Below are 25,074 nucleotides of genomic sequence, written 5' to 3'. Positions count from 1 at the left end.
GGAGCGTCACCGGCCGCCCGCTGTCAGCCAGCCAGGAGGCGCCCGGCGTCGATCGCCTCGCACAGGGCCTCCTTGGCCTGGGGCGGCAGGAGATTCAGGGCGCCGATGGCGTCGGCGGTCAGCGCGACCTCCTCCAGGTGGTACTCGCCGCGGCCTTCGTCCTGGAACTCGGGCCCAGTCCGGGCGGAGAAGTCCCAGCTGTCGACATGCGCGAGGAAGATGTGCTCGATGGTGCCGTCGGAGTGGTCGAGGCGATGGAAGGGCCGCACGATCCGGGCATCGCCGGCGATCTCCTCGCGGATCTCGCGCAGCAGGGCGCTGTGGAGGTCGGCGTCGCCGCCTTCGACGCCTCCGCCGATGAGGACCCAGTACGGAGCCTGGCCGGGGCGGACCCGTTTCATGAACAAGGCGGTGCCGTGACGGCTGATCAGGACGGCGCGGACGCGCTGCTTCATTGCTGCTCCTCTGTGGTGGGCAGTTCGCCGGAACCGAACGGAGATACGGGGGATGGCCCTGTCGCTGTTCGGGCCAGCCCCCTCACCGCCGACTCGGGTGCGGGGCGGGCAGGGGAAGGTGGAGTGCGGCGGCGAGCCGCGCGGCGATGACCGCCAGCCGGTCGGCGGGCGGCGCGGCGAGGGGCAGCAGGCCCAGCAGCGGCGTGCCGGCGTCGTCCATCTCGGCGTGCACCGCGGCCAGCCAGCTGGGATCCGGCCAGGCGTCGCTCTGCAGGAGCAGTCCGGCGGTGACGACGGTGAGCGGCCCGCCGGCGTGGCGGAGGTAGCGCTCGCGCAGCACCGCGGCGCCAGCTGCGGGGGACAGCGGCCGAAGGCGGGGACGAGGCTGGCGGGGCTCCAAGCCGGTCCTCGGCTGCCAGGTGGCGGCCGCCGCCGGCCAGCGTCCGCCCCACCGGTTGTGTCCTTCCTCCTCGAGGCTGGCGGTGAAGCCGGTGATGTCGTCGGCGGTGGCAGGGAGGTCGCGGCGGCCTTGCCGGGACCAGTGCCGGTCGATCCACAGGTGGACCGGGCCCTGCTCGCTCCAGGCGGCGGCGACGGGTTCATGGGTCGGCAGGTGCAGGGCACGGGCCACGACGACGTGGGTGTCGGCCAGACCGTGCAGGTAGAGCGCGCTGTCGTGGCGCTCGTCGGTGTGCAGCAGGACCGTGTCGAAGACGGTACGGGCCCGGGCGAGCGGGCCTTCGAGGACGGTGCGGGAAAGGGCGCAGTCAACCTCGTGGACGCCGGGGCCGACGGGCGTGGAGGGCCAGTGCGGGGTGTTGCCGCGGTGATGGTGCGAGGCGCTGGTCAGGAGCACCCTGGCGCCCCGGTCGGCCAGTGCATCGGCCAACTGCCGGGCGGCCGCGCCGATGTCGGCATGGTCGGCCGGCAGGAGGCCAACGACCTGCGCGGGCCGCCGCGTCGACCGGGCGGCGTACCGGGGGCGCCGCCGGGAGGAGGGCGCGACTTCGCCGGTGGCGTGGGCGTGCAGGGCGTCGGCGGTGCTGCGCCAGGCGGCAGCACGGTGGCCGCCGGGGTCTGTGACGGCGTCGGGCAGGACGGGCCTGCGACCGGTGGGGGGCGGCAGCTCGACATGCCCGAGGACGGGCATGCGCTGCTGGGCGAGATGGAGGTCGAGCTGCTCGCGGAACAGCGCGGGCAGCGGCTCCTCGTAGGCGCGTCCGATCACGATCAAGGCGTCCGGGTGCTGTTGGAAGGTCTCGGCCAGGAGGTCGAAGCCGAACAGGAGCGGGTAGCGCCAGTGCATGGCGTAGACCGCCTGGGCCGCGGTGAGCGGAGTCTCGGTCCTGACCGCCCTGCCGTTGTCGATGAGCGTCGAGCTGGCGGCGTGCGGCAGGTGCACCTGCTCGACGACGCCGATCCGCAGGTCGCCTGCGCGCTGGGAGAGGGAGCCGAGCACGGGGTGCAGGACGAGGATGACGTCGAAGCCGCCCCTGAGCGTGGCGGACAGCTCCGTACCACGGCCGTCCCCGAGGACGTCGTGGAAGGCGCCCTCTTCGATGGTCATCTCGTGCAGCTCACCCGGGCCTGCGAAAGGCACGCGCTCGACGGCCGAGACAGCCGGCCGCTCCCCAGCACCCCAGTTCGGCCTGCCTGCGCGCTGCACCAGGTGGACGGTCAGGACCCGGGCACCGTCGGCCGCGAGCGCGGCGGCGATGTGGGCGATGACGCTCTCGCAGTCGACGCCCTCGAACTGCACGACGAATCCCGGGTGTTCAGTGGCACTGCGGGCGGCGGCTCGGCGGGCGTCGCGCAACTGGAGGGCCTGGGTGTAGGGGCGGTCCGGGCGGACGAGCGCGCGGGCGCGGGACTTGTGGGAGGCGGAGCCGTCCTTGGGCATCACACGTGCTTTCTCGAACCGGAACCCCACGCGTTCCGGCCCGGGTTCGTGTGCTGTGCGGGCAGGGGGTACCGAGGGCGGGCCCGTTTGCCGGATCGTGCCGGTGGGACCTTGATCGGATATGCGCCCCGGAGTGCGTGGGTGCGGGGCCTCGACCTTGGCGTACGCCTCCTGCCTTCGCCGCACCATACCGGCTCTCAATCTCGCCCCGCGCCCGCGCGCGAACGGTGCCACTCGACCGGGTGAAGACGGGGCGCCGCCCAGGACCGCCCCGGTACAGGCGGGCGCCGCAGCAACACGTCCTGGGAGTAGCGCACGTGGGTAGAGCCTCAGTACTTCTTGGCTTCGACGTGGTCGATGATGAACCGGCCGGTGTCCCCGTCCAGGGCGAAGTCGCCGATGAAACCGGCCAACCCGATCCCCAGGCCCGCCCTGTGGCCGTGCAGCCGCGCTTTTGCGACGGCGGCAGCGCTCCCGCATCGTGGGGGCGAAGCTGGACCAGTAGCCGCCCTCGATTGCGCTCCGGCTGCCTTGCCGCACACCCGGTCGCGGAATGAGCGAGGAAGGGGAGCTGCTGGCAGAAACTGTCACTGTGCAGCCGCGGCATGACCGGGGCCGATCGTTTTTCCGCTCCAGGCCAGCCGCCGGGGCGGCCGATTCCGCACAGCGGCACCCGGACGGTCCGTCAACACCGCGACCGGGCCGCCAGACGCCGGGCGAATGCAACGAGCGGTCGCGCTGCAAAGCTGCCCCGGGCCGGACCGCACCGGAGGCAGGCCGCGGGGAGGCCGGTTGCCCGGAACCTGGTGTGCGCGCTACGGTCGGCGCGGCGTTGGTGACCGCCCGATTCCGATGCCGCCGTGTCCCCACGTGACAGGCGGCGCCGGCGGACAAGGTTCTGTCGAATCTCACCGATCTGTTTCCGTGCTCGCTCGACGAAGTGCGGGACGTGGGCCTGCACGGGATGACGTCCACCCATGACGAGCAACCGCAAGAAGAAGCTGGCCGTCCGCGCCGAGGCCGCTGGCGGCAGCCACGCCCGCGCCGCCCGCCTCCACACCCCCGGCCCGGGGGTGGTCCTGACGGCCGATGTCCAGCGGCAGCTGATCGACGCCTTCGCGGCGGCGGGCTGGCCTGTGGAGAGCGACGGCTTCCCGGATGGCGGCACGTGGACCGGCTGGCTCGGGCCGGTGTGGTCCCTCCTGCAACGCCCCGGACGGGGGGACACGGAGGCGGACCCGGACGATCCGGACCACTACGACCTCACCACCGTCCCCGAGCTGACGTTCATCACCCCCCGGATCCCGCTGCGCACCGGGGAGGCGATGGTGGTGACCCTTCCCGCCACGACCTCGGGTGCCCGCCTCGTTCGTGCGGTGTCCGAAGAGCTCGCCCGGGCCCGCGCGGCCGCGGTCGGCTGTCTCGTCCAGGACACCGAATGCTCCTTGTGCGGCGACCCTTACCCGAAGGCGCACCTCCTCCCGGCCACCGGCAACGACCGCCTGTTGCTGTGCCCGTTCTGCGTCTTCGACGGCGACATCCTCGGTGCAGACCCGCTGTTCCTGGCCTACCTCATAGACGAGTTGAGCTCTCAGGATGCGGCGGTGCCCGCCGGGTGGGCTGCCGTGACGGCGCTCCTGGCATGCGCTGCGGGACCCGACCTCCGCGAACGGCTCGAGAGCGTCGAGACCCTGGCCGTTCCCCTGCCGCACTGGTTCGACCCGGGCCAGGTGTGGGTGTGGCTCCCGCCGGGGAACCTCCCGGCCGCCCTGCAGCCGCTGAGCCCGGGAACGAGCCTGGCCAAGCTCGTGGACGCCGTCGAGAGAGACCACCCGGACCTGCGCGAGCGCTTCCGTGCCCGCCTGGCCGACATCCTGGAGGACGAAGAGGACGACGAGGAGGGCGCGCCCGACTATCTCGTCGAGGAGCTGCTGCCAGCCGCGATCTGCTACGCCGTCACCGCCGCGACCCAGGCCGCCGAACGTCCGCGCGGCCACTCACCCTGGCACCTGCTCAGCGACGGCTTCGAAGAAGGAAACCTGGCCGACTGCTTCGAGGAGATCGGCAGCATCCTGGACACGGACCCCCTCGGACCGGCGTTCACCCTGTCGGTTGGCGTTCCCCTGATCGCGGAACTCCTCGACCTGCACCGGCCCGACTTCCCACAGTCCTGACCGCCACGGACTGGCCCGCGCCGACAACGGTGCGGGCCAGCCGAGCCCCGCACCCGCCGAGCACGGCGCCGAAAGGAACGATCATGGGGAGCACCGACGACTTCGGGGGGATCACGAGCATGCTCGCGGACCTCGCCGCCCGCTACCCCCGCGAGGACGACGACCGCGGCCCCGCCCTGTTAGTGCTGGGCGGCGACGGCGGACGGGAGGGCGAGCGGATCGTGGACCTCGACGCGCCGCTGCTGGGACACACCACCCGCGAGATCCGCGACCTGCTCAAACGCGCCGACCCATTCGGCCTGCACCTGAAGGACGCCCAGCGCGCCGTACACCTCGACCGCAACCAGTGCCTGGCGCTGCTCGCCGCAGTGGTGGACAGCGGCTACCTGACCGCGCCAGAGGACCTGGAGGAGCAGCGGTACTGCCACGACTGCCGTACCGACGGCTGCGAATACCACGACTGGCGGACCTGGACGCTCACACCGGCGGGGCGCTCGCTCGCACACGCCTCCGGCCGCAAGCCCTCCACCCGCAAGAAGGCCGACGCGCTGGTCGCCAAGGTCCTCAAGGCCGCCGAAGAGGTCAACCGCGACCCCGACGCCACGCTGTGGTGGGTCAAGTCGATCCGAGCGGCCGGCCCCTACGCCGACTCGAACGTCACCTCCCTGCTGCACGTCGACCTCGCCGTGGACCTCCGCCCGCGCCTGGCCGACCCGGCCGAACAGCGCAAGGCAGAACGCCGCCTGCGCGACGAGGCCCGTGACCGCGGCCAGCGCCTGCGCGGATGGGACATGACAGGCTACGGACACCACCTCACCCGGCTCCGCCTCGCCGGCCACAGCAAGCTCGTCCGGCTGTTCCGACCCGCAGACCACCTGCCAGGCGAGCCGCTGTTCGCCGAGGAACGGGACCTGACCGTCACCATCGCCACCACCGCCCCCTACCGGGCCCCGGCCGAACAGCCGCTGACGGCATGCTCCTGGTGCCGGCGCGACGTGCCCGCCCAGCGGGTCGCCCAACGCGGCACCCCGCTGGCCTGCTCACCCATCGGACTGTGCGAGCAGTGCCTGGCCCTCGGCTGCACCGACGACCTGCATTTCCAGGGCTCGGGACCTGTATGGCCGTGGGGAGCGGTTCGCGACCTGCGCCGTACCCTGCCCGACGAGCCCCGGCACGCCGACGGCTGCGTGCTGTGCGGCGACCAGCAGGCGCTCCAGCAGCAGTGGTGGCCCGCCGACCCGTACGAAGGCTCGATCGACAGTGGCGTCGAACCGCTGACCCTCTCCCTCTGCACTATCTGCTCGGGGCTGCTGGAGCTCGCGGACCGCCCCGACCGCCCGGGATGGTGGTGCGCGCGTCACCAGGCGGCCTGCCTGGCCGGCATGCACGCCCTGCTGCGCCGACAGGCCGGTGCCGCGGAGGTTCCCGTCGCCGCGCGGGCACGCAAGCTGCCGCGGCTGACAGCCGTTCACCACGACCTGCTGGCCCTGGTGGTCGAGCACGGCGCGCTGTCGTCCCTGGACCTGGCCCGGGCCCCGTTCAGTCAGCCTCACCAGGACTGCCGCTGGTGGGAGGTGCGGCTGGCGCATCTGCTCGGCCGCCGGCTCATCACGGCCGTACGTGCCGAAGGGGTCGGGGCCCGGGAGTTGGTGCGGGCCACCGGCGAACAGGAACGGGACCTGGCCGCCCAGCTCCAGGCGCTGCACACACCCGGACCGGTCTGGGACGGCGAGCAGGTCGTCGAACCGGAACCGCCCGCAGCCTGGACCGAACTGCAGGTCCGGGCCGAGGCCGCGGCGGCTGAATTGGACCTTCAGGCCCTGCAACGGCGTACCGACCATCCGATGCCTGAGGCACCCCGCGCGGGAAGGTGGTAGCGGCACATCCGAAACCCCGCTACGCGTGGTGCGCACTGGGTTCGTCGATGCCGGGCTGCCTCCGGTCGGCACAGCGGTGAACCTTGCTGGAGTCGGCCGGGCGGGCGCCGCCAGAAGCATTCGGCGGGTACCTACCCGCGGCAAGCCCGTCGCGTTGCGATGCACGTGGTGACGACCGCCGCAGCGACGCCGATCGCCCGGTGCAGCGACTGGTCCAGCTCCATCAGCGCGCTCCCGGGCCCCGACAACTCCCTCCGGACGCTTCCGTCTTCACTGACACGGGCCGCGGCGCAACGCTCGACGTATCCGGCCTGGCCCGCTTTCCGGGCAAGCCAGAGCAGCGGTTCGCGCCGGTCGATGACCACATGGGTCACCGCGTTGATCGCCGCACCGGCCAGCAGGGCCTTCGCGGGAAGGCGGCAGCCCAAGATCCGCGCCACCACGACCGTTGCACCCACCTGCCCTGCGGTGTAGGTGGCGACATGGCGGGCGGCGCTGAGACGGCCGAGCGTGCTGGCGGTCATGGTCGGCTCGTCAGCGCGGTGACCTGCGTCCTGCCCTACGGGAGTGCCGTCGCTGTAGACCCGGTGCCGCCCGTACATGCCCTTACAGGAGGCATCGCGTGAGGTTTGTGCCCACTGGTCGAACAGGGGGTGCAGCTCGCCGAACAGGCCGACCAGCGCGCCGAGGAGGGCGAGGTTCGCGGTGGCGGCCGACCCGGCCGGGCCCCCGTGCGCCCGGGTCCTCGACAGTGTCGAAGAGTCTGGTGCCGCGCCGTAGCGGCCGCCGACCGGGCTGATGGTGCGCGAGCCTGCGCCCGACACGAACGTGGGCACCACGGCCGACAGGGACGAGGGCATGTTGAACATGCTTATTCCTCCGGTGAGTTGGGCGTGAAGACAGTGTGCCGCCCCAGGGGACTGTCCCATCGTTCCGATGGACAGACCGCTGGCGGCCGGAATGTGCTACGAGCCTTCTGGCAGCATGCCGGTCGGCGGACCGTGCCGTCCGATCCCGGGATCGAATGAATTGTGACTCACATCACATCAAGGTTGTGGCGGGCAGCTCGGCGGTGCTTCTCCAGGCGGAGCCGCGAGAGAGCCGGGCGGCGAGGGCGGCCCGCCTTGGCGTTGTAGGGGCCTGCGCAGAAGGCAGAAAGGGGCGGGCCCAGGGTGCCCGCGGGGCAGGCACGATCGTGGTGCTCGAGCGGTGTGACCGCAGGTCGAGCGCTCCGCTCATACCAGCTGCTCAGGGACGGCTCAGGCGGGCGTCCCGCGCCGCTAGGCTGCGGAGGTGACCGCTTCTCCCGTGCTCGACGATCTGCCGCAGCTCGCCCGGCTCGTGTACGACGCTCGCATGCTGCGTCCCGGCGCCGAAACCTGCGCAGACGCCACGGCGATTGTGAAGGAGGCAACCGTCGACCTTCCACCGCTGGGAGCCGCCCTCTCCGATCGGGTGCAACGCGGGCTGGCGGGGCAGGCATGCCGTCGCCCGGCCGCAGCAGTCGACGGCCTGCGGCGTCGGTCGTGCCAGAAGCGGAGGGAGTTGGCGGACACCGCCCGTAACGGCCTCGCCCACGCTCTTCCCCGCGGCTTGCGGGGCCTGGCGGGTGAGGAGCAGGTGCCCACGTTCCTCGCCGAGAGGTGGACGGCGTCGCTGTCGACCCGGCCAGGGGCCTTTCCGCGCGCCCAGATGCTGGTGGAGGGCTGAGGGGTGGAGCGTTCCCTCCCGGAGATCTCCCCGCGCGGCTTCGCGAACCTGGACATCGCGCTGCCGGCCCTCGCCGAGATCCGCATCGCTCTGATCGGCGGCCGTGGAAACGCCAAGTTCCACGTTCCGCCGTCGGACTTGAGCCGTTACCACCACGGTGCCTGCCGGCATTCCAAGCCGGCCGACCAAGCCGCCACTCACCGCCTGTTCGAGGTCTTCGAGCGGGTCTGCAAGAACTGTGCCATCGTCCTGCCGTCCGGGCCCGACGCGCTGTGGCGCGCGAGCGCGCTCGCCGCCCGTCGCCGCGAACGGCTCGACCAAGCGCTGGCGGACCGCGCCCCCAGGACCTGGCTCGGCTACGCCCGCGCCGCGGCCCGCCACGACCCCGCAGACGACGAACAGCTCGAGCTGCTGCTGGAGCTGGCACGCAGGGATGCCGCGCTCACCGCGGACGCCGAGACCCTCGCCGGCGCCTGGCGCCAGCTCGCCCACGACCACCAGGGGTTCCTGGACGCCTACGCCGCCGACTGCCCCGAAGTCGAGGCGTACAACGCGGCCCGTGACGCGGTGCGCCGCTCGACCGGATCCCCACAGCGCCGGGAGCTGGACCAGGTCAGCGCGGCCGTCGGCGCCATCTCCCGCGCCCACAAGCGGCTTTACGGACCGCCGCCGGAACTTGACGTCAGAGCACTGGTGTGCGGGGTATGGCTGGCGGCCCGCTCGCGCGGCCGCTCCGCACGCAGGGCCGCCGACCTGGTCTTGGCTGCGGCCGGCGAGGAACTGGCCGGTGCGCGGGTCGTGGACGTCACCCGACTGCCGCCGCCGCGCACCGGCGGCGGCGACTACAAGGACCCCGCGGCCTGGGCGAATGGGGAGTTCGCGCTGTGGTGGCCCGACGCGGTCGCCGCGATGTGCGCCCGCCTCGAGGAGGACTTCGAAGCCGAGGCCGCCGACGCCACGACCCGGCTGCTCCTGGTGTACGACTGGCCGCTGACCTGCGCCCGCGACACGCCGATCGCCTACCTCGCAGCCGCTCCGGTCGTCGGCCCGCTGGTCCCGTACGGCTACCGCGAGTACAACAACGGCGCTTCCTGGAGCGACGGCGACAAACCGGGCCCCTCGTTCGCCGCCGTCATCGCGGCCCCCACCCACGTGGTCGCCAAGCTGGAAAAGGAACAGGCCGCCCAGCCCTCCCCCTACCAGCCGCGGTTCACAGCCGGCGCCCAGGTCACCGGCACGTCCGCCGACTTGGGCGCAGCCCTCGAACTGCTGCGCGCCGCCTTCCCGCTGCTCCCCGGGGACGGCGCCGACGAGCCGCCCGTCGTCTGCCGGGCCGTCGCCGAACAGCGCCGCGCCCGCCACGCCGGGTCCGGCCTGCGCCTGGCCGGGTTCGAAGAGCGGCTCTACCAGCTCGCGGACAGCCTGACCGGCGGGTACTACTGCTGGGTGCCGGACAGCCCCGAGGAAGTCGAGCAGCTGGGCAAGCTGACCTCGTGGCTGCGCGGGAGCACCCTGTGCGTCGACGTGCTGTGCGGCACTGCGGAGGAGGCCGGATCGTGGGCCAGCCTGTTTGGCACCCTGGAGTCCGCCACCGCCGATGGCCTCGGCTTCAACCCAGGGGGCCGGCACCGAACCGTATACATCCCCTGGCACCGGATCGTCGCCCTCACCGGCGCCCCGAACCGGCACCGCGGCCACGCCGACCCGGAACTGTGGGAGCCCTACGAGCCCGTCGACGCCCCTCCCCCGCAACCGCCCGGCCCCGCCCGGGCCCGCAGCGCGGGACTGCGGATCGTGCCCGCGCCGGAAGGTGCGACCTGATCCCAGAGCGCGGCTTCGAGCGCGAACGGCATCCTGCTCCTGCGCTTCGGATGCAGCACGAGCACGCGTGGCCACCGGCATCTTCGATGCCGCCCGCCTCTGCCCAAGACGAGTCGGCGTCCGACAGGGCCGGCACCCGGTGGACGCCTGCGCAGTCGCTCCCGCCGGGGCCGCCGTCCGGACCGGCGTGTCAGGGCGGCGCTCGCAACCGTCCCCGGCATCCTGGGGCGATGGCCACCCGCAGAAGCCTGCGCCGCACACGCGCCCGGCAGTCAGGCACCACGCCACGCGTTCTTCCACCGCGCCGCATCGAGTCCCACCGGCTCGGCGTGGAGCACCGCCTTGAACCTGCGACCGCTGCGGCGGCGGACGCTCAGGTGCCGCAGTGCTGCATGACCACGACGACCCGCCGGGTGGCGCTGGGAGGGACAGTGATGCTGACGACCCTGCACCGGCCCGACTGCCGGATCTGGGGGCGGTGAACACCCAGCGCCCGGCCCCGCCCGGAACACGGCGCGCCCCGGCCGCCCGGCGAACGCCGCATCAACCCCATGCCGTTGACCAGGTGTGGACACCAGCCTCGACTCCCCGCCCTAAGCTGGTCTTCTGACGGACAGTCATGTCTCTTTCGCATCCGAAGGGACCGTGTCCAGTACGTCCACCACGTCCCCCGCATCCGACGAACACTCCGCTCTCCACCAGGCGTTCGCGATGCACACGACACTGTTCGCGGCCATCGCCGCAGCCGAGGCCGCCATCGCTGGCGTGCGCGCTGGACCCGGACGAGCGCCGCATCCAGGCGGGCGCCCTCGAACAGCTGGCCAGCCTCGCGGTCGCGTAGGTGGCGGGCGGCCACCGGGCGGAGGCGACAGCGCAGCGGACGGGCGAGCAGGCGGCGCTGCTGCTCGCCCGCTCCGCGCGCCGCTCGGCTCCCACGGGCCGCCGCCGTCGACAGCCCGGGTAGCGGTGCGAACGCGGTGCTCCCCTCTTCCGGCCGGATGCCCGATGCCCCGCCGGGCATCACGGTCGGCCTGCGCACGCGCGGCACCTGGGAACTGACGGTCAACCGGCCCGGCACCCCGGTGATCCCGGTGTACGCGCCGATCGTCGACGGCGGGGCCGTGGAGGTCGCCGCCGTCGTGCACGGCATCCTCACGGGCGAGCGGCGCGACCCGCTCCAAGGGCGGCGGGTGCGGCCCACCGCGGGTACCGGGCGCCGCCCGCGGCGGTGATCGCTGCGGTAAGACGTGGACCGGCCCCGGGGCGTCCAGGGCAGGAGGGGCTGGACGCCCCGGGGCCGGCACCGGCCGGGTGCTGCTTCACCGGCCGCACCGCCCCGTGCGGCGAGTGTGGGTCACCGGAGGCGGGGATCGTGCGGAACCTGCCGGGTACACCACGATCAGCAGGTCGTGCGCAGACCATAGCCGTGGGCGCCCTCGCTGTCACCCGTTTTGGCCGAACCCCCGAATCGCCCGGCAGGGACCGCGCGCCCGGTCGGTGGGTCCGGTGCCGGGGCGGCGTGGCCCGGGGGCGGTGCTCGCGCGCGCCGCCGCAGCCGCCGGTACGGTTTCGCGGCGGCTCGGCCTTCCCGGCCACGGCCGAGCCGGGCCGTGCGGCCCTCTGCCTGAGGACGCCAGGATCTCCCGGTCGGGCTTGTCATTTCGGGCCCGCGGTCCTGCCATGCTGGAAGTACGGGTGGTTCAGGGGCGTACGGCGACTCCGGCGTAGCAGGACGCCTGGGCGTCGGTCGGCGGTTGACCGGCGTCCGGGTCGGGGCACCAGCGGGGGGTGGTGACCAGGCCGGGTGGCAGGAGGTCCCAGCCGTCGAAGAGGGCGTGGACTTGTTCGCGGGTGCGGACCTGGGCCTCGATGCCGGATTTGCGGTACTCGGCTTGGAGGCGGAGCGGGTGCTCAAGCCGTTCAGCTCTCGGCGGTGGCCGGCCAGCCGACGGTAAGCAGGACGTCGCGCTTGCGGACGAAAGGAGTGCCGGTCGGCGGGGTGGGGGTGTGGGCGGGGTGGACGGTGAGGCGGGGGTAGCCGCCATCGCGCAGGTGGCGGTCCCAGTGGCGGATGGCGGTGGCCATCCGTTCGGCCAGCGCGGGAGCGTGCTCACCGAGGGCGTGGACGGTGAACTCGACTCCGTCCCGGGTGGGTTCGGGGAGCAGGTAGGCGAGTGAGCCGTTCGCGGTGAGGGCCGGGGTGGTGTGGCCGGCGGGCAGCCGGGTCAGGCCCGAGGTGTTCTGGTCCTGGAGCAGGGTGCACCCGCCGTGCCCGTGCAGGGTGGTCAGCAGGTGCAGGTGCAGCGAGTCGTACGGCTCGCCGAGCTCGGCCTGGACGCCGGTGCGCCGTTCGTGGCCGGGGCCGTGCAGGGCCTGCGCGAGGCCGTCGGTGTCGGGGACGGGGCCGTCGGCGTGCCACAGCAGCACGTCGTCGGCGAGGCGGGTGTGCGGGATCGGGCCGGCGGTGGTGTCGGGGACGAAGCCGCAGCTGATCCACGGGCCGGTGCTGGCCAGCCGGTCGCCGTGGCGTTGCAGGGCGAGGGACCAGGTGAAGGTGTGGAGGTCGAGCGGCAGGACCAGGCGGCCGCCGTCGGCGAGTTGCCCGTGCCAGGCGGGGGCGATGTCGCGGGCGGCGTGGGTGACGACGATCGCGTCGAAACCGCCGGGCGGCACCAGGTGGGCGGGCGCCCCGTGGTTGCCGTCGCCCAGGAGGGTGGTGACGTTCGTGGTGCCGGTCTCGGCGAGGGCGCGGCGGGTGCGGTGCACGATGTGCGGGTCGAGGTCGACGGTGACGACGTGGCCGGTCGGTCCGGCGAGGTGGGCGAGGTAGGCGGCGTTGCAGCCGCCGCTGCCGATCTCCAGCACGCGCGCGCCGGGGGTGACGGCGGCCTGGGCGAGCATCAGGGCCTGCATGTCGGCCGCCGAGACGGAGCTGGTCGCCTGCCCGTGCGCGCCGCGGCGGGTGACGTACGCGCGGGCCGGGGCGTAGGCGGCGGCCAGGCCGGCCTCGGGCAGGAACCGGTGCCGCTCGACGGTGCGCAGCGCGGCCAGGACCTCGGCGGGCAGGTGCGGGTTGGCGGCGGCGACCTGGGCGGCCATCGCGGTGCGGCGCCTGGCGGCCTCCGGGCTGTCGCCAGGCACGGCCGGGGCCGGGGCGTCGTGCGGGTAGGATGAGACCGCCGGTAGGCGGCCCACCGTGCCGGGCCAGATCGCGTTCAGGGCCTGCGCGGCGGGCGCGAACACCGGTCCCAGGCAGTCCAGGGCGTCGAGGTCGAACCACTCCCAGCGCACGAACTTGTCCGGCTCCCGCACCGCCGGGGTGCCGGTGACGTCGCAGCCGCGAACTGCGGCGGTAATCCTCGGCACCCGTTGGGCGTGGTCGACCAGGACGGTGACGACCGCCGCGCCGCCGGCCCGCAGCCCGGTCTCCTCGGCGAGTTCGCGCACCGCGGCCTGCTCCAGGCTCTCGGCCCGCGCCCCGCCGTCCGCCGCGGGCTCCACGTCGATCTTCCCGCCAGGCAGCTCCCACATGCCCCGGGTCGACCAGCCGAGCAGGACCCGGCCGCGGTCGTCGGTGACGACGGCCAGCGCGCCGGCGACCGCGACGTTGCCGGTGGCCGGGGCGCTGCGCTCGGTGGCGGCGGTGTCGCGGCAGGGGCCGCGCAGCACCAGCACGCCGAGGCCGCCGGCGTCCAGGCGCAGCACGTCGCTCCAGCCGGAGGTCAGGGCGGCGATCTCGTCCTCGTCGAGGGCGGTGTTCCTGCGCTGGGCGGGGGTGGCGGCGGCGAGCGGGGTGGTGATCAGCAGGGTGCCGCCGGGGGCCAGCAGCCGGCCGAGCCGGTGCAGGGTGGCGGTCCGGTCGGCGAGGAACGCCACGGACAGGCGCAGCGTGACCACGTGGTAGGGCGCATCGCCCAGGAGTTGCTGGAGGTCGGCGTCCTCGACGTCCGCCTCCAGCCACCGCACCGCGGCCTCGGGGTGGGCGGCGCGGGCGCGTTCCAGAGCGGCCCCGGACAGGTCGACGGCGTCCACCGTCCAGCCTTCCGAAGCCAGGTGGGCGGCGAGGTCGCCCAGGCCGCAGCCCACGTCCAGGGCCCGGCCGCCGCCGGCGGGGGCGGGTGCGTGCTCGGCGAGCGCGGCGACCTCCTGCGGGCGCAGCGGGCTGAAGGCGGCGCCGTCGGTGTAGCTCCGGTTCCAGTGTTCGGCGGTGAGAGTGGGTGCGGTCACGTGGGTCCTCACGTCGGGTGCGTGCTCGGTGGCGGACAGACGGCGGTTCCGAGCGGGAGAGGGACGGGTCGGGTGGCTAGAACAGGGCGTGCTGCTGCGGCCCGGGGCGGTGGGGAGCGGGGTGCTTGGGCGGCAGCCCGGCGGCCGCGTCCAAGTCGAGCAGGGTGCGCCACCGGCCGGCGGCGCACCCCTCGTTGAGTAGGAGTTCAAGGAGCCGAGCAGTGGCGGTGACGTCGGGCATCGCGCGGTGCCGGTCGGCCGGGCGGGCGATCGCGTAGTGCGCCAGGAGGTGGTCCAGGCGGTAGGAGCCGAGGCCGGGCAGCAGCGCCCTGGCGAGGCGGACCGTATCGAGCAGCGGTACGGCGGCCAGCCGGGGGCAGTGCTCGGCCTGACGGGCGATCATCCCGGCCTCGGTGGGGGCGTGGTGGGCGATCAGCCGGTACGGCGGTGCGCTCAGGTGCGCGTCCAGCCGGGCCATGACGGCGGCGGCCGGGTCCGCGCCGGCGAGCATCGCTGCGGTGATACCGGTCTGCACGACGTCTCGGGCGGTGACCGGGACGTCGGCGGGCGGCCGGATCAGGGACTCGAACCGGCCGACCTCCACCAGGCGCCCGCGCTCGGGGCGCAGCGCGAGCGCGGCGATCTCGGTCGGCTCCGCCGGACGCCCGGCGGGGGTGAGCCCTTCGAAGTCGATGACCACCAACGTCAGGGCGGCGAGGGAAGGATCGCGAAGCAGCCCCGTCACGCCGTGTCCCCCCGCGGGTTCGCTGCCTCGGCCGTGGCGCGGAGCCGGGTGAGGGTGCGCAGGCCGCGCTCGAGGAGCTCGGGATCGTCGACGGTGGCGCCGTACTGGATGCCGGACACCGCGTCCAGGGCCTCCAGCACCGTCAGGTACTCGAGTTCTGCGGCCGTGAAGGGGCGGCCGTAGCCGTCGGCCAGCGCCTTCCGCAGGTCTGGGCGCCCCGCCCAGAGGTCGGCCAGGCGGACGAGGTCGCGGACTGCCGGGCCCACCTGGGCGCGCTCGAAGTCGATCACGTACAGCTCGCCCGACCGGTCGAGCAGCAGGTTCCGCAGCTGCAGGTCCCCGTGGGTACGCACCGTCTCGGGCCGCGGCAGCAGTTCGGCGCGGGCCACCAGCGCCCGGACGAAGTCCGCGTCACCGGGCGCAAGGCGGGTGCGGGCGGCGGCCAGGTGCCGCTCCAGCTTGGCCAGCGCGACCGGCAGGGTGTCGTCGGGCCCGACGGCGGGCTGGTGGATTGCGGCGGCGAGCGTCCCGATCCGGCGGAAGATCTCGCACTGCCGCTCGGAGGTGTGGACGGCGCCGTGCAGGGAGGTGCCGGGCAGCGCGGTGACGACGATCGCGGGCAGGTCCGCGTCGGCGGCCACCAGGCGCGGCGCGGCCGCCCCGAGACCCGGCACCCAGCTGCGGTACGCCTCGACCTCCCGTGCGTGGAAGCGCGCGCCCCGGTGCACCTTCACGTACCACTGGCCGCCCCCGGCACCGGTGGCCCGCCACACCCGGCTGCCCGGCCGGGCCCAGGAGACGTCTGTCCAGGAGGCGATGCGGCCCACGGCCCGCTCGGCGAACTCCCGCACCGCCGGACAGGGACCGTCCGTGCCGGTGGAGGGCAGGGTGCGCAGCCGGTCGGCCGCCGGGTCGAACGCGACTGTGTCGTCCGGCTGCTGGAAGTGGACGGCGAAGCGGTGGCCGTCGCGGTAGGCGTCCAGGGCGGCCCGGCAGTAGGCCACCATCCCCGCCGGCAAGTCGGCCAACGGGTACCAGTCCATGGCGTCGCACAGTTCGGGTTCCATGATGGCCGGCTCGCCGTGCCAGCGCCGCACCTCGAACACCAGGCCGATTCTGGCCGGGCCGCCGGGAGAGCGGTGGTGGACGGTGACTGCGTGCACGATGTCGGCCGGGTCGACGGCGATGCCGGTCTCCTCGCCCGTCTCGCGGATCAGGGCCTGCACGGCGTCCTCGTGGGGCCCGTCGACATGTCCGGAGGGGGCGTGGAGGAGTCCTGTGGCGTAGACGGCTCCGGCGCGCCTGGACAGCAGGACCTCGGGGCCGGCGGGGCCGTCGCGGCGTAGAAGCAGGTGGACGTCCACGGGGACCTGGTGGCGGGCCTGCGCGGGGGCGAGCCAGGGTGCGGCCTCGTTCAGGCGGTTCGGGTTGAGGGGGACGAGGGCAGGGGCGCCGCGGTGGTCGTCGAGGGCGGTGACGAGGATGCCGACCTCGGCCGGGTCGCCGTGGTCGAGGGCGGCGACGTGGCTGCCGCAACGGGAGCAGAAGCCGCGCCGGGCCCGGCCGGGGTGGGTGTCGTACCAGGCGGGTTCGCCGTGCTCGCCGGTCCAGGACAGGCCCGCCAGTGGGAAGGCGGTCCACCACTGGAACGGGCTGCCGGAGCGGCGGGCGCAGTGGGCGCACCCGCAGACGTGGGGGTCCACCGGTTCGCCTGCCACGGTGAACCGGAGCGCCCCGCACAGGCAGCCGCCGGTGCGCACCGCCGTACCGGCGGCGGGGACGGAAAGCTCGGGGCGTTGCATGGGGCGGTCCTCCTGGGGCGGTGGTGGTGCTTCTGGACGTTCGAGGTCGTACTCGGGCTGGCCGAGTGGTGCGCGGTGCGGTCTGCGTGGTCCCGGTGAGGGGCGGTCAGCGGGCTGCGGGGTGCGACGGTGCGCGGTCGGTGGCCTGGTGCGGCAGCGGGCCGGTGGTGCGCTGCGCGGTGAGCAGGACGGCCGCGAGGGTGCCGGCCTCGGTGATCCGGCCGTCGCCGCACATCGCCACCGCCTCGACCAGCGGGATCCAGTGCAGTTCCATGTCGGCTTCGCTGGGCTCCCGTCGGTGCTCGCCGACGGTCAGGCCGGTGGCGAGGTACAGGTGTTCGCGGGTCCGGGCGCCGGCGGGCATCCGCCACATCGTCGTCAGCGGCTCGATCCGGGCGGCCTCGATACCGGCCTCCTCCCGCAGTTCGCGCCGCGCGGCCGCCTCCGCGTCCTCGTCCGCCCCGCACCCGCCCCCGGGGCACATGAGCAGCCGCAGCCCGCACACGTGGACGTTCTCCGCCACTAAGGCGATACGGCCCTCGTCGTCGAGGGCCGCGACGCGCACCCCGTCGACCGACTCGATGTACTCGTAGGTACCCGGGCTGCCGTCGGCCCGCCGGACCGTATCGCGGCGCACCACCACCCGCTGCCCGCGGAAGACCTCCACCGACTCCTGCGTGGTCCAGCCCTCGATCATGTCGTCGACTCCTTCTTCCGGTCGTGCCGCAGGGGCAGGGGGCACAGTGCGGGGTGCCCCGCGGACGGGGCACGGGTCACAGGGGCAGGGTCGGTGGCGGCGGGTCCAGACGCTGGAGGTGGCGCTCGTACCGGCCGTCGGGGTGGTGCACGTCCCGGTAGGCGTAGGGGACGGCGCTGCCGTCGAAGACGACGACGCCCTCCTCCTCTACGGCCCGGCCGGTGCCGGCGGCGTGCAGCAGCGCGGCGGCGCGCTCCGGCGGCGCGGGCTCCGGCGGCGCGGGCTCCGGTGGCCGCCGGTGACGGCCCGTCACCGCCCACCAGCTTCCGGGCCGCCGGTCGGCTCGGGTGTGAGGAGTTCCAGGGCCCGGTTCGCGACCTGATGCGGGGCGAGGCCGCCGTCGAGGGTCTCATTGATCCAGACGCTCACATATCGCTCTTTCCGTCCCTGGCCGCCGAGATGGCCGGACCGGGCCGGGTGCTGGTGCGGTAGGCGGCGGCCTGGGTCTCGAACATCTCGGCGTAGGTGCCGCCGAGGGCGATGAGTTCCTGGTGGCTGCCGGCTTCCACGATCCGGCCCTGGTCGAAGACGAACACCCGGTCGCAGGCGACGGCGGGACCGAGGCGGTGGGAGACCAGGACGGTGATCGTGTCGGAGCCCGCGTACTCGTCGAGGACGGCGCGGAAGAGCTGGTCCTCGGCGAGCGGGTCCATGCTGGCGGTGGGCTCGTCCATCACCAGGACCGGGGCCTGCTGGTAGAGGCCGCGGGCGCAGGCGATCTTGGACCAGTTGCCGTCGGAGAGTTCCGCGCCGCCCTCGAACTGGGGGCTCAGCACGGTGTGCCACTGCCGGTCGAGCCCGGCGATCACCCGGTCGGCGCCGGTGGCCCGCACGGCCCGCAGCACCCGTTCGGGGTCGGCGGTGGTGAGGGTGCCGGAGCCGATGGTGATGTTGGCGAGGGCCGGCAGCGGCCAGTGCCCGGGATCCTGGAGGACGAGGGCGACCCGTCCGGTCAGGCTCGCCGCGTCGAACTCCCGCACGTCCGCGCCGTCCCAGTGGACGGTGCCCCCGGTCGGCTCGTACAGCCCGGCCAGGATGCGGGAGAGGGTGGACTTGCCGGAGCCGTTCGCGCCGACGAACGCGTACTTCCTTCCGGCCCGCAGGGTCAGGCTTACCCCGCGCAGGGCCTGCGTGCCCTGCGGGTAGGTGAAGCGCACGTCCCGCACTTCGATCTTCTGGACTGCGGCGGGCGCTGGCGCGCCGGTGCGCGGCAGCCGGGCCCGGCAGCTGTCCTCGAAGCGTTTCAGGTCCTCCACCCACAGGGCGTGCTCGAACACCTGGTGTCCGGCGATCACCAGGCGCAGCAGGGCGCTCTGGCTGGCCTGGATGGCGAGGTAGGCGGCGCCGCCGGTGGCCAGCGGCATCCAGCCCGCGCCGAGCATCCAGGCGAGGGCGGCGTAGGTGGCGAACATGCCCAGGCCGCCGAGCGCGCGGCCGAGCAGGGCGGCGCGGCTCTGGTGCTCGCCGAGGGCGACCTCTTCGTCGGTGATCTTGGCGGACAGCGTGCGGTGCTCGTCCAGCAGGGCCTGCTGGACGTTGGAGGCGCGCAGTTCGGCGGCGGTGTTGCGCTCGTACAGGACCCAGGAGAAGTGCAGCATCCGGCGGCGCAGGGTGCTCTGCCGCACCGCGGAGAGGTAGCCGGCGCGGATGGAGTGGACGGAGGCGGCGCCCTTGGGCACGACGGCGGCCAGCAGCAGCACGAGCAGGACGGGGTGCAGGATGCCGAGGACGCCGGCCGCGCCGAGCAGCGCCAGGGCGGCGCTGGCCAGTTCGATGGTCTTGTCGATCGAGTTCTTGGCGTAGTACAGGCCGCGGTCGTTGGCGCGGCGGACCTCGTCGGCCCAGGTCGGGTCGTCGACGGCGGCGAGTTCGACCCGGCTGGTCAGGGCGAGGAAGTCGGCCTCCAACTGCTGGCGCACCCGGGGGCCGAGCCTGGCCTGCCAGTGCGAGATGCCGGCGTCGACCAGGCCGCGGAGCATCAGCAGCGCCGCGACGACCGCCAGGGCGGGCAGCGCCGCGCGGATGCGCTGCCCGGTCGCGCCGCCCGCGAAGACCTTCTGCAGCACGCCCAGGCTGGCGATCAGCCCGGCCGACGCCATCGCGGCGGAGGCCAGTTGCAGCACGGCGACCAGGACGGCCGCCCGCGCGTCCGCGCGCCACGCGGTGCCCCACACCTGCATGACGATGGCCGGCAGGCGGCGGGCGATCGTCACCAGAGCGGTCCGGGACGCCTCGCCCTCGAAGGTCTCCCAGTAGCCCTGGGTGATCTGCCCGCCGAGGTCGCCGTCGGCGGGCACCTCCCGCACCCGCTGAGGTGGAGGCGGCAAGTCGGGGGTGCGGGGCCCCGGCACGGGGGCGGTCGTGGTGGTGTGGTCGGTCAAGCGGAGCCTCCGATGGTCGGCACGGACACGGGACGGGAAAGGGGACGCGATCAAGGGTCAGAGCGGTGGCCGCTCCCAGGACAGGCCCGGGCCGCCCACCGCCCGCACCGGCCCGGTCGGACCGAACTCGAGGTCGTGTCCGGCGGGGCGGCCCGCCGCGGCCCAGCGGGCGTGCACCGCCTCGGCCTCCGCCCGCAGGGCCTGCGGGCCCCACTCGGTCATCACTGACCCGTCCGCGACGACCTCGGCGCGCGAGCCCGCGTCGTCAACCAGGACCACCGCGCCCGGCTCCACGCCGGGCCGGCGGTAGTGGCGGCGCACCCCGGACAGCGGGTGCGCGGCCGCGACCCAGAAGCCGGGCTCCTCCCCGGGCGGCGCGAGTACCGAGGTGCGGCGGCGCCCCGGCCCGCCCGGGGCGTCCTGCGGCAGCGACAGCCACCCGCCGGCGCGGTCGGGCACATGCCTCCAGCGCCCGCACTCCAACCGGCCGGACAACGTCCCGTGTTCGCCGCGGCGCACCAGCGCGCTCGCGCCCCAGCCCGGCGCACAGACCGGCGCCGTGGCCGCCGGCCGACCGTCCGGTGCCAGCGCACCGCTCCACGCGGCGGGCAGGCCCCGTACTGTGTAGGACACGGCGATCACCTCCCACCAGCCCGCGAGGCCCCGCAGCCTGTCCCGCACCGACATCCGCACGTCCACACCGGCCGCGGCGAGACGGCCCGCACCAGGCCCGGGTCGATCTCCGCCCCCGTCACCTGCCGCCCCGTCAGGTCGGCGGCCAGAGCGGCCAGGTAGCCGGTGTACGCCCCGACCTCCACCAGCCGCTTCCCCCGGGCCGGGGCCAGGCCGGTGAGGGCGGCGGCGATCAGGCCGGTTGTCGAGCTCTGGGCCGTCGGCACCCCGTGCACAGCTCCGCCCACCGGGACGGCATCCGGCTGGTCGAGCTCCACCAGGATCTGCTCCAGCCCGTAGCAGTGGGCCCGGTGCTGGGCCGGGTGCTGCTCCAGGTCGAGCGGGCGCCAGCCGCTCGGGGCCGACCGGCGCGAGCAGTCGCAGGACCAGCACGTGCCTTGGCACCCGGCCGATCGTCGACAGCACCCGCGCGTCGTACGGCCCCGGCCCGTCAGGATCCGCCGCGACCGCGGCGGGGAACGCGGCCAGCGCCACGGCCGCCGCGGCGGCCGGTCGGCAGTCGCAGGAACGGTCCTCGACGTCGTGCTCGGGGTGCGGCAACTGGGTCCTCCCGGACGGGATCGGGCGACGGCGTGAGGTGGCGGTGTGTCAGCCGGACGGATGCGCGGCCGGGTCGGGGACGATCCGCAGGACGACGACCGTGGCGTCGTCCCGGTAGCCCTCGGCGTCGGGGGCGGCTGCGGCGACCAGCGCGTCGGCCAGGGCCTGCGGGTCGTTCTCGTGCTCCGCGCACAGCTGCCGCCATCGGGCGGGGTCGACCTGGCCTGAGACGCCGTCGGTGCACAGCATCACCAGGCGGACGCGCTCGGGGATCTCCGCCTCCCGGCAGGTCGTCTCCAGCGCCTGGGCCAGCCCGAAGCGCGGCCAGTCGTCGTAGCGGGCGCCGACCTCGACCGGCATCTTGCCGTAGGTGCGCAGGTACTCGCCCCACGTTTGGGGCGTGCTGTACGGGAGGAGTTCGGCGCCGTCCCAGCCGTGGACGGTGCAGTCGCCGATCCAGTGGACGAGGACGGGCAGGCCGGGCAGGGTCCGGACGCACAGCGCGGAGGCGTGCGGCCTCGGCTCGGGGAAGGCCCTGGCCATCCGTCCGGCGGTGACGAGCGCGGCCAGGCCGCCGACGTCCGGGCCCAGGAGGGTGATCGTCTCGGCGGCGGCCTGCACGAACCGCACCGTCTCCGGCTTATGGCCCGCGCCGTCCACGACCGTGGCGGTGACCCGGGTGCCGGTGCGTACGACGCCGTACGCGTCCGCGCAGGGGGACTTGGTACCCGGCCGCTGGGCGGTACCGATCGTGACGTGCTGTGCCATGTCTCTCCTCCGTGTTGGCGAGTACCTGGTTCCTGGTTCCGGACCGGGCGGGGCCCGCGGTTGCCGGCCTCCGTGGTGTCGGCGTAGTCGGGAGTGCGGTGGCGCGGTTGCTGTTCCGTATGGTTCTGGCGGGTGCTCCGGCGTCGGTGTCGGGTGCGGAAGCCGCTCGGTGCCGCCTGCCGCCCCGGACTAGGTGGCCGTGCTGGGCCAGCCGACGACGGACAGCCGACTGTCCCGGGCGATCTCGGCGAGGGCGTGCGCGGTGTACAGGACGGTGTCGGCCGGCAGGGAGTCGGTGGGCCACCACTTCAGCTGGGAGCACTTGTGCGGCTCCGCGTTGCGGAGCGCGCCGTCGTAGTGCGAGGTGCCGAAGAAGAGCTGGACGCGGCTGCGGCCGTCGTCGGCGTCGAAGTGGTGCAGGGTGTGGAGGAGGTCGAGGTCGGCTTCGGCGATGGTGATGCCGAGCTCCTCCATCGCCTCGCGTGCCATGCCGGCGGTGATGGATTCGCGGGGCAGCAGGTGACCGGCCGGGGTGTGCCACAGGTTGTCGGCGTAGCTGGTGTTGCGGCGGCGGCCGAGCAGCACGCGGCCTTCGGCGTCGGTCAGGACGAGGTGGACTCCGACGGCCAGGGTGACGGGATCGCTCACCGGCGTGGCGAGTGCGTCCGCATCGGGGCTGGCGTGCCGCACGGAGGTATCACTGAACGGGTTCAACTAGTCTCCTTTCAGGCAGAGTTGGTGTCGGCTGTAGGTGAGGCGACGTCCGATGATGGTGCTGTTCGGAGGGTGTGTTCAAGTGGGCGTTCTCCTGGGCGCGCCCTGGTCGAAAGGGATGTTTCGGTCACTGCCCCGGGGGTTTGGCAGCGCTCCGGCGGCCATCTGAGTCGACGTTCTGCCGGGTGGGTGGGGCCGGTGCGCAGGCCGCGAGAGCCTGTTCGAACCCATCTCGCGGTCCCGGTGCGAGCGGTTCCAGGGCTTCCCGGGAGGTGGGGCGCAGCGGCTGCGGTGACGGCCGCGCGGTTCACTCTTTCGAGCGATCCTGTTGCCGGACCGGCGCGGGGGGAACGGCCCGGCAGCAGGATCGCTCCGGCCGCTCCGGCGGCCGGGCGCGTTCACTCGGCGTCTCTCCGGGCCGGGTCCTCGAGCGAGACGGTGTCGGCGTGGTCCAGGACTTCGACGGTGCCGCGTTCCAACGCGCGCAGCGCGGCCGCCAGCCTGACGGTCAAGACGCACGGCAGCTGTTCGAGGGCTTCGTTCGGCGGCAGCCACCGGGCCGAGCGCACCTCGGTCGGGTCGAGCACCAGAGCGGCGACCTCGCCGGCGCTCAGCGGCGGCAGGTCGAAGACGTGAACGACCAGGGCGCGCCCGTACGCGGTCAGGCGGGCCGGGACGTTGTCGACCACCAGCAGCCGCCCGGACTGCCGGCACAGTCCGAGCTCCTCGGCGCCCTCGCGCTCAGCCGCCTCGGCGGGCACCTCGCCGGCCTCGACCATGCCGCCGACCAGTTCGAGGTGCGACTTGTAGGTGGGCTCCAGCACCAGGACCCGCCCGGCAGTGTCGCGGACCAGCCAGGTCGCGGCCATCATCGGCGAGGGCAACTGCCGGTAGTGGTCCTGCGAGGACGGCTCAACCGGTTCGCCGTCGTGGAGCAGCGCGGTGTGCGCGCCCTTCTCCGCGCCCAGCGCGGCCCGCAAGCGTGCCGCCGCGCCCGGGCCCAGTAGCTCGAGCGCCCGCGCCTCGCCGACCCAGCGGACCCCGTCGGTCTCCGCCCGCACGGTGCTCGCAGCCGTGGGGAGGTGCGCGGCGAAGAGGAGCTCCAGCAGCGGCTGGCCGAACCGGTCGGAGGGCACGGTGTCTACGGTCAGCAGCCGTCCGGCTCCGGCCTCGACTCCGATGGCTTCGCGCAGGTGACGGGCGAGCACGGCGGCGGGCAACTCGCTGCCCGCCAGGCCGCCGGGCAGGCCCCAGCCGCCCTGCTCACCGCGGTCGATGACCAGCAGCAGCCCTTGGCTATCGCGCACCAGGGCGCGGACGCTGAGCAGCGGGGTCGAATGGGCCGCCAGGACATCCTGGGCATCGGTGCCGGGGTCGGGGCCACGTGCATCCTGCTGCTCGGCGGGCTTGGTCCTTCGCATCGTGGACGCCCTTTCGTATCGGGGATCGGAGGACGGCAGCGGGCCGCCGTGACCTGGGAAGAAGTGGTGCTTCGTGTGCCGGAGGCGGGGTCAGCTGACCAGTGCCAGGCGGGTTGTGGCGCGAGTGGGCGGGGTCCAGGTCCACTTGCGGGCCGCCCACGGGCGCGGGGTCGGGCCGGCGGTGCCCTGGATGCAAGCCAGGCGGTGGTCGGCTTCGGTACGGGCCTCGGGGCTGGCGGTGGCGTGGCGCAGGGCGAACAGGGTGGTGCACAGGGAGCGGACGTCACGGATGAGGGTGTAGCCGGGCCAGGTGGTGACGTCGCTTCCGTAGACGTGGGCGAAGGCGGTGTAGTCGTCGGGGCTGGCACCGAAGGTGTCGCGGTGCCAGGCGGCGGTGGCCTGGTCCCATTCGCGGTGGCCGATGGAGATCCGTTCCCAGTCGATCAGGAACGTCCCGGCGGCGGTGGCCATGGTGTTGCCGGGGCCGGCGTCGCCGTGGATGACGCAGCTGTGGGTGGGCCAGTCGAGGGTGAGCCACTGCTCGCGCAGGCGGGCGGCGTGGGCGGTCAGCCAGTCCTTGTTCTCGCTGGTGGTGTGGGCGGCGGCGATCTGGGCGGGGAAGCGGGCGAAGGGGTTGTGGGTGGGCAGGGTGAAGTCGGCGGGGGCCGGGAGCTGGTGGACGGTGCGTAGCATCTGGGCGGTGTCGGCGGGGTTGGCGGGGCTGCCGGGGCCGAGGTCGGTCCAGAAGGTGACGGGGCGGTCGGCGGCGATGACGGGTGTCGGTCGGCGGGGCAGCGGGACGGGGATGCCGTGGCCGTAGAGCCAGTAGGTGCCGCGGATCTCGTTGCGGGCGCTGGTCTCGGTGCCGGGCTGGTGGACGCGCGCGACGATACCGCCGCTCAGGCGCCAGACGCCGTTGTCGAGGGCGCGGATCAGCTGCGCCGCGGCGGTGTCGAAGCCGGCGAGGAGTCCGGCCTCCCGCAGGGCGGGGAGGGTTTCCTCTCCGCTGCGGGTGAGGGTGCTGGTCATCGGGTGTGCCTGTCTGGTCGAGGTGGTGGGCGGGGTGGTGGAGGTCAAGGGGCGCAGCGG

Annotated in this window: 20 protein-coding genes and 1 pseudogene; 5 read left to right on the top strand and 16 right to left on the bottom strand. The window is 74.0% G+C overall.

What is annotated here, in order from left to right:
* Window positions 1-23: 23 nt before the first annotated feature.
* Window positions 24-455: an NUDIX domain-containing protein gene (locus ACIP60_RS24640; protein WP_400687801.1), complete on the bottom strand. Its 432-nt coding sequence runs from the start codon at window positions 453-455 to the stop codon at window positions 24-26.
* A gap of 82 nt (window positions 456-537) precedes the next feature.
* The gene (locus ACIP60_RS24635) at window positions 538-2,355 is read right to left on the bottom strand and encodes a hypothetical protein (protein WP_400687799.1); all 1,818 of its coding nucleotides are present in this window, start codon (window positions 2,353-2,355) and stop codon (window positions 538-540) included.
* A 977-nt stretch (window positions 2,356-3,332) separates the two neighbouring features.
* On the opposite strand from ACIP60_RS24635, the gene ACIP60_RS24630 reads away from it, so the two are divergent.
* A complete protein-coding gene (locus ACIP60_RS24630; protein ID WP_400687797.1) occupies window positions 3,333-4,529 on the top strand; it encodes a hypothetical protein in 1,197 nt (398 codons plus the stop codon).
* Window positions 4,530-4,612: 83 nt separating this feature from the next.
* A complete protein-coding gene (locus ACIP60_RS24625; protein ID WP_400687795.1) occupies window positions 4,613-6,406 on the top strand; it encodes a hypothetical protein in 1,794 nt (597 codons plus the stop codon).
* A 131-nt stretch (window positions 6,407-6,537) separates the two neighbouring features.
* Here the strand turns inward: ACIP60_RS24625 and ACIP60_RS24620 are convergent, their stop codons facing one another.
* Window positions 6,538-7,275, bottom strand: a complete 738-nt coding sequence (locus ACIP60_RS24620) for a hypothetical protein (RefSeq protein ID WP_400687793.1) — start codon at window positions 7,273-7,275, stop codon at window positions 6,538-6,540.
* 424 nt (window positions 7,276-7,699) lie between these two features.
* Between ACIP60_RS24620 and ACIP60_RS24615 the strand changes: the two genes are divergently transcribed.
* The 3 genes from ACIP60_RS24615 (at window position 7,700) to ACIP60_RS24605 (ending at window position 11,169) form a co-directional block, all read left to right on the top strand.
* Entirely contained in the window at window positions 7,700-8,116 is a 417-nt protein-coding gene (locus ACIP60_RS24615) for a hypothetical protein (protein ID WP_400687791.1), read from the top strand.
* A 3-nt stretch (window positions 8,117-8,119) separates the two neighbouring features.
* Window positions 8,120-9,937: a hypothetical protein gene (locus ACIP60_RS24610; protein ID WP_400687789.1), complete on the top strand. Its 1,818-nt coding sequence runs from the start codon at window positions 8,120-8,122 to the stop codon at window positions 9,935-9,937.
* A gap of 998 nt (window positions 9,938-10,935) precedes the next feature.
* Complete coding sequence (locus ACIP60_RS24605) at window positions 10,936-11,169, top strand: hypothetical protein (protein WP_400687787.1); 234 nt, start codon at window positions 10,936-10,938, stop codon at window positions 11,167-11,169.
* A gap of 468 nt (window positions 11,170-11,637) precedes the next feature.
* Here the strand turns inward: ACIP60_RS24605 and ACIP60_RS24600 are convergent.
* From ACIP60_RS24600 to ACIP60_RS24540, 13 genes and pseudogenes are all read right to left on the bottom strand, one after another.
* Window positions 11,638-11,823 (bottom strand): annotated as a pseudogene (locus ACIP60_RS24600) (SAM-dependent methyltransferase); the annotation flags it as partial.
* A 34-nt stretch (window positions 11,824-11,857) separates the two neighbouring features.
* A complete protein-coding gene (fxlM, locus tag ACIP60_RS24595) occupies window positions 11,858-14,164 on the bottom strand; it encodes a methyltransferase, FxLD system (RefSeq protein WP_400687785.1) in 2,307 nt (768 codons plus the stop codon).
* Window positions 14,165-14,240: 76 nt separating this feature from the next.
* Complete coding sequence (locus ACIP60_RS24590) at window positions 14,241-14,909, bottom strand: PolC-type DNA polymerase III (RefSeq protein WP_400687783.1); 669 nt, start codon at window positions 14,907-14,909, stop codon at window positions 14,241-14,243.
* Window positions 14,906-16,711, bottom strand: a complete 1,806-nt coding sequence (locus ACIP60_RS24585) for a phosphotransferase (protein WP_400687781.1) — start codon at window positions 16,709-16,711, stop codon at window positions 14,906-14,908. The genes ACIP60_RS24590 and ACIP60_RS24585 overlap by 4 nt, the downstream gene beginning before the upstream one ends.
* Before the next feature lie 106 nt (window positions 16,712-16,817).
* Window positions 16,818-17,408, bottom strand: a complete 591-nt coding sequence (locus ACIP60_RS24580; protein ID WP_400687779.1) for an NUDIX domain-containing protein — start codon at window positions 17,406-17,408, stop codon at window positions 16,818-16,820.
* A gap of 76 nt (window positions 17,409-17,484) precedes the next feature.
* Window positions 17,485-17,721: a hypothetical protein gene (locus ACIP60_RS24575; protein WP_400687777.1), complete on the bottom strand. Its 237-nt coding sequence runs from the start codon at window positions 17,719-17,721 to the stop codon at window positions 17,485-17,487.
* 112 nt (window positions 17,722-17,833) lie between these two features.
* Complete coding sequence (locus tag ACIP60_RS24570; RefSeq protein ID WP_400687775.1) at window positions 17,834-19,849, bottom strand: ATP-binding cassette domain-containing protein; 2,016 nt, start codon at window positions 19,847-19,849, stop codon at window positions 17,834-17,836.
* A 57-nt stretch (window positions 19,850-19,906) separates the two neighbouring features.
* On the bottom strand, window positions 19,907-20,482 hold the full coding sequence (locus ACIP60_RS24565) for a hypothetical protein (protein WP_400687773.1): 576 nt from the start codon (window positions 20,480-20,482) through the stop codon (window positions 19,907-19,909).
* 5 nt (window positions 20,483-20,487) lie between these two features.
* The gene (locus ACIP60_RS24560; RefSeq protein ID WP_400687771.1) at window positions 20,488-20,799 is read right to left on the bottom strand and encodes a hypothetical protein; all 312 of its coding nucleotides are present in this window, start codon (window positions 20,797-20,799) and stop codon (window positions 20,488-20,490) included.
* A gap of 331 nt (window positions 20,800-21,130) precedes the next feature.
* Window positions 21,131-21,850 carry a SpoIIE family protein phosphatase gene (locus tag ACIP60_RS24555; RefSeq protein ID WP_400687770.1) on the bottom strand — a complete coding sequence of 240 codons (720 nt, stop codon included), beginning with the start codon at window positions 21,848-21,850 and terminating at the stop codon, window positions 21,131-21,133.
* A 189-nt stretch (window positions 21,851-22,039) separates the two neighbouring features.
* A complete protein-coding gene (locus tag ACIP60_RS24550; RefSeq protein ID WP_400687768.1) occupies window positions 22,040-22,564 on the bottom strand; it encodes an NUDIX domain-containing protein in 525 nt (174 codons plus the stop codon).
* A gap of 398 nt (window positions 22,565-22,962) precedes the next feature.
* Window positions 22,963-23,985, bottom strand: a complete 1,023-nt coding sequence (locus ACIP60_RS24545; protein ID WP_400687766.1) for an NUDIX domain-containing protein — start codon at window positions 23,983-23,985, stop codon at window positions 22,963-22,965.
* 90 nt (window positions 23,986-24,075) lie between these two features.
* Window positions 24,076-25,014, bottom strand: a complete 939-nt coding sequence (locus ACIP60_RS24540; RefSeq protein ID WP_400687764.1) for a phosphotransferase family protein — start codon at window positions 25,012-25,014, stop codon at window positions 24,076-24,078.
* Between the last annotated feature and the right edge of the window lie 60 nt (window positions 25,015-25,074).

The sequence above is a fragment of the Kitasatospora sp. NPDC088783 genome (assembly GCF_044750705.1).
Taxonomy (GTDB): domain Bacteria; phylum Actinomycetota; class Actinomycetes; order Streptomycetales; family Streptomycetaceae; genus Kitasatospora; species Kitasatospora fiedleri.
The sequence above is the reverse complement of the archived record's forward strand: the minus strand, read 5'-3'. Positions and strand labels throughout refer to the sequence as shown.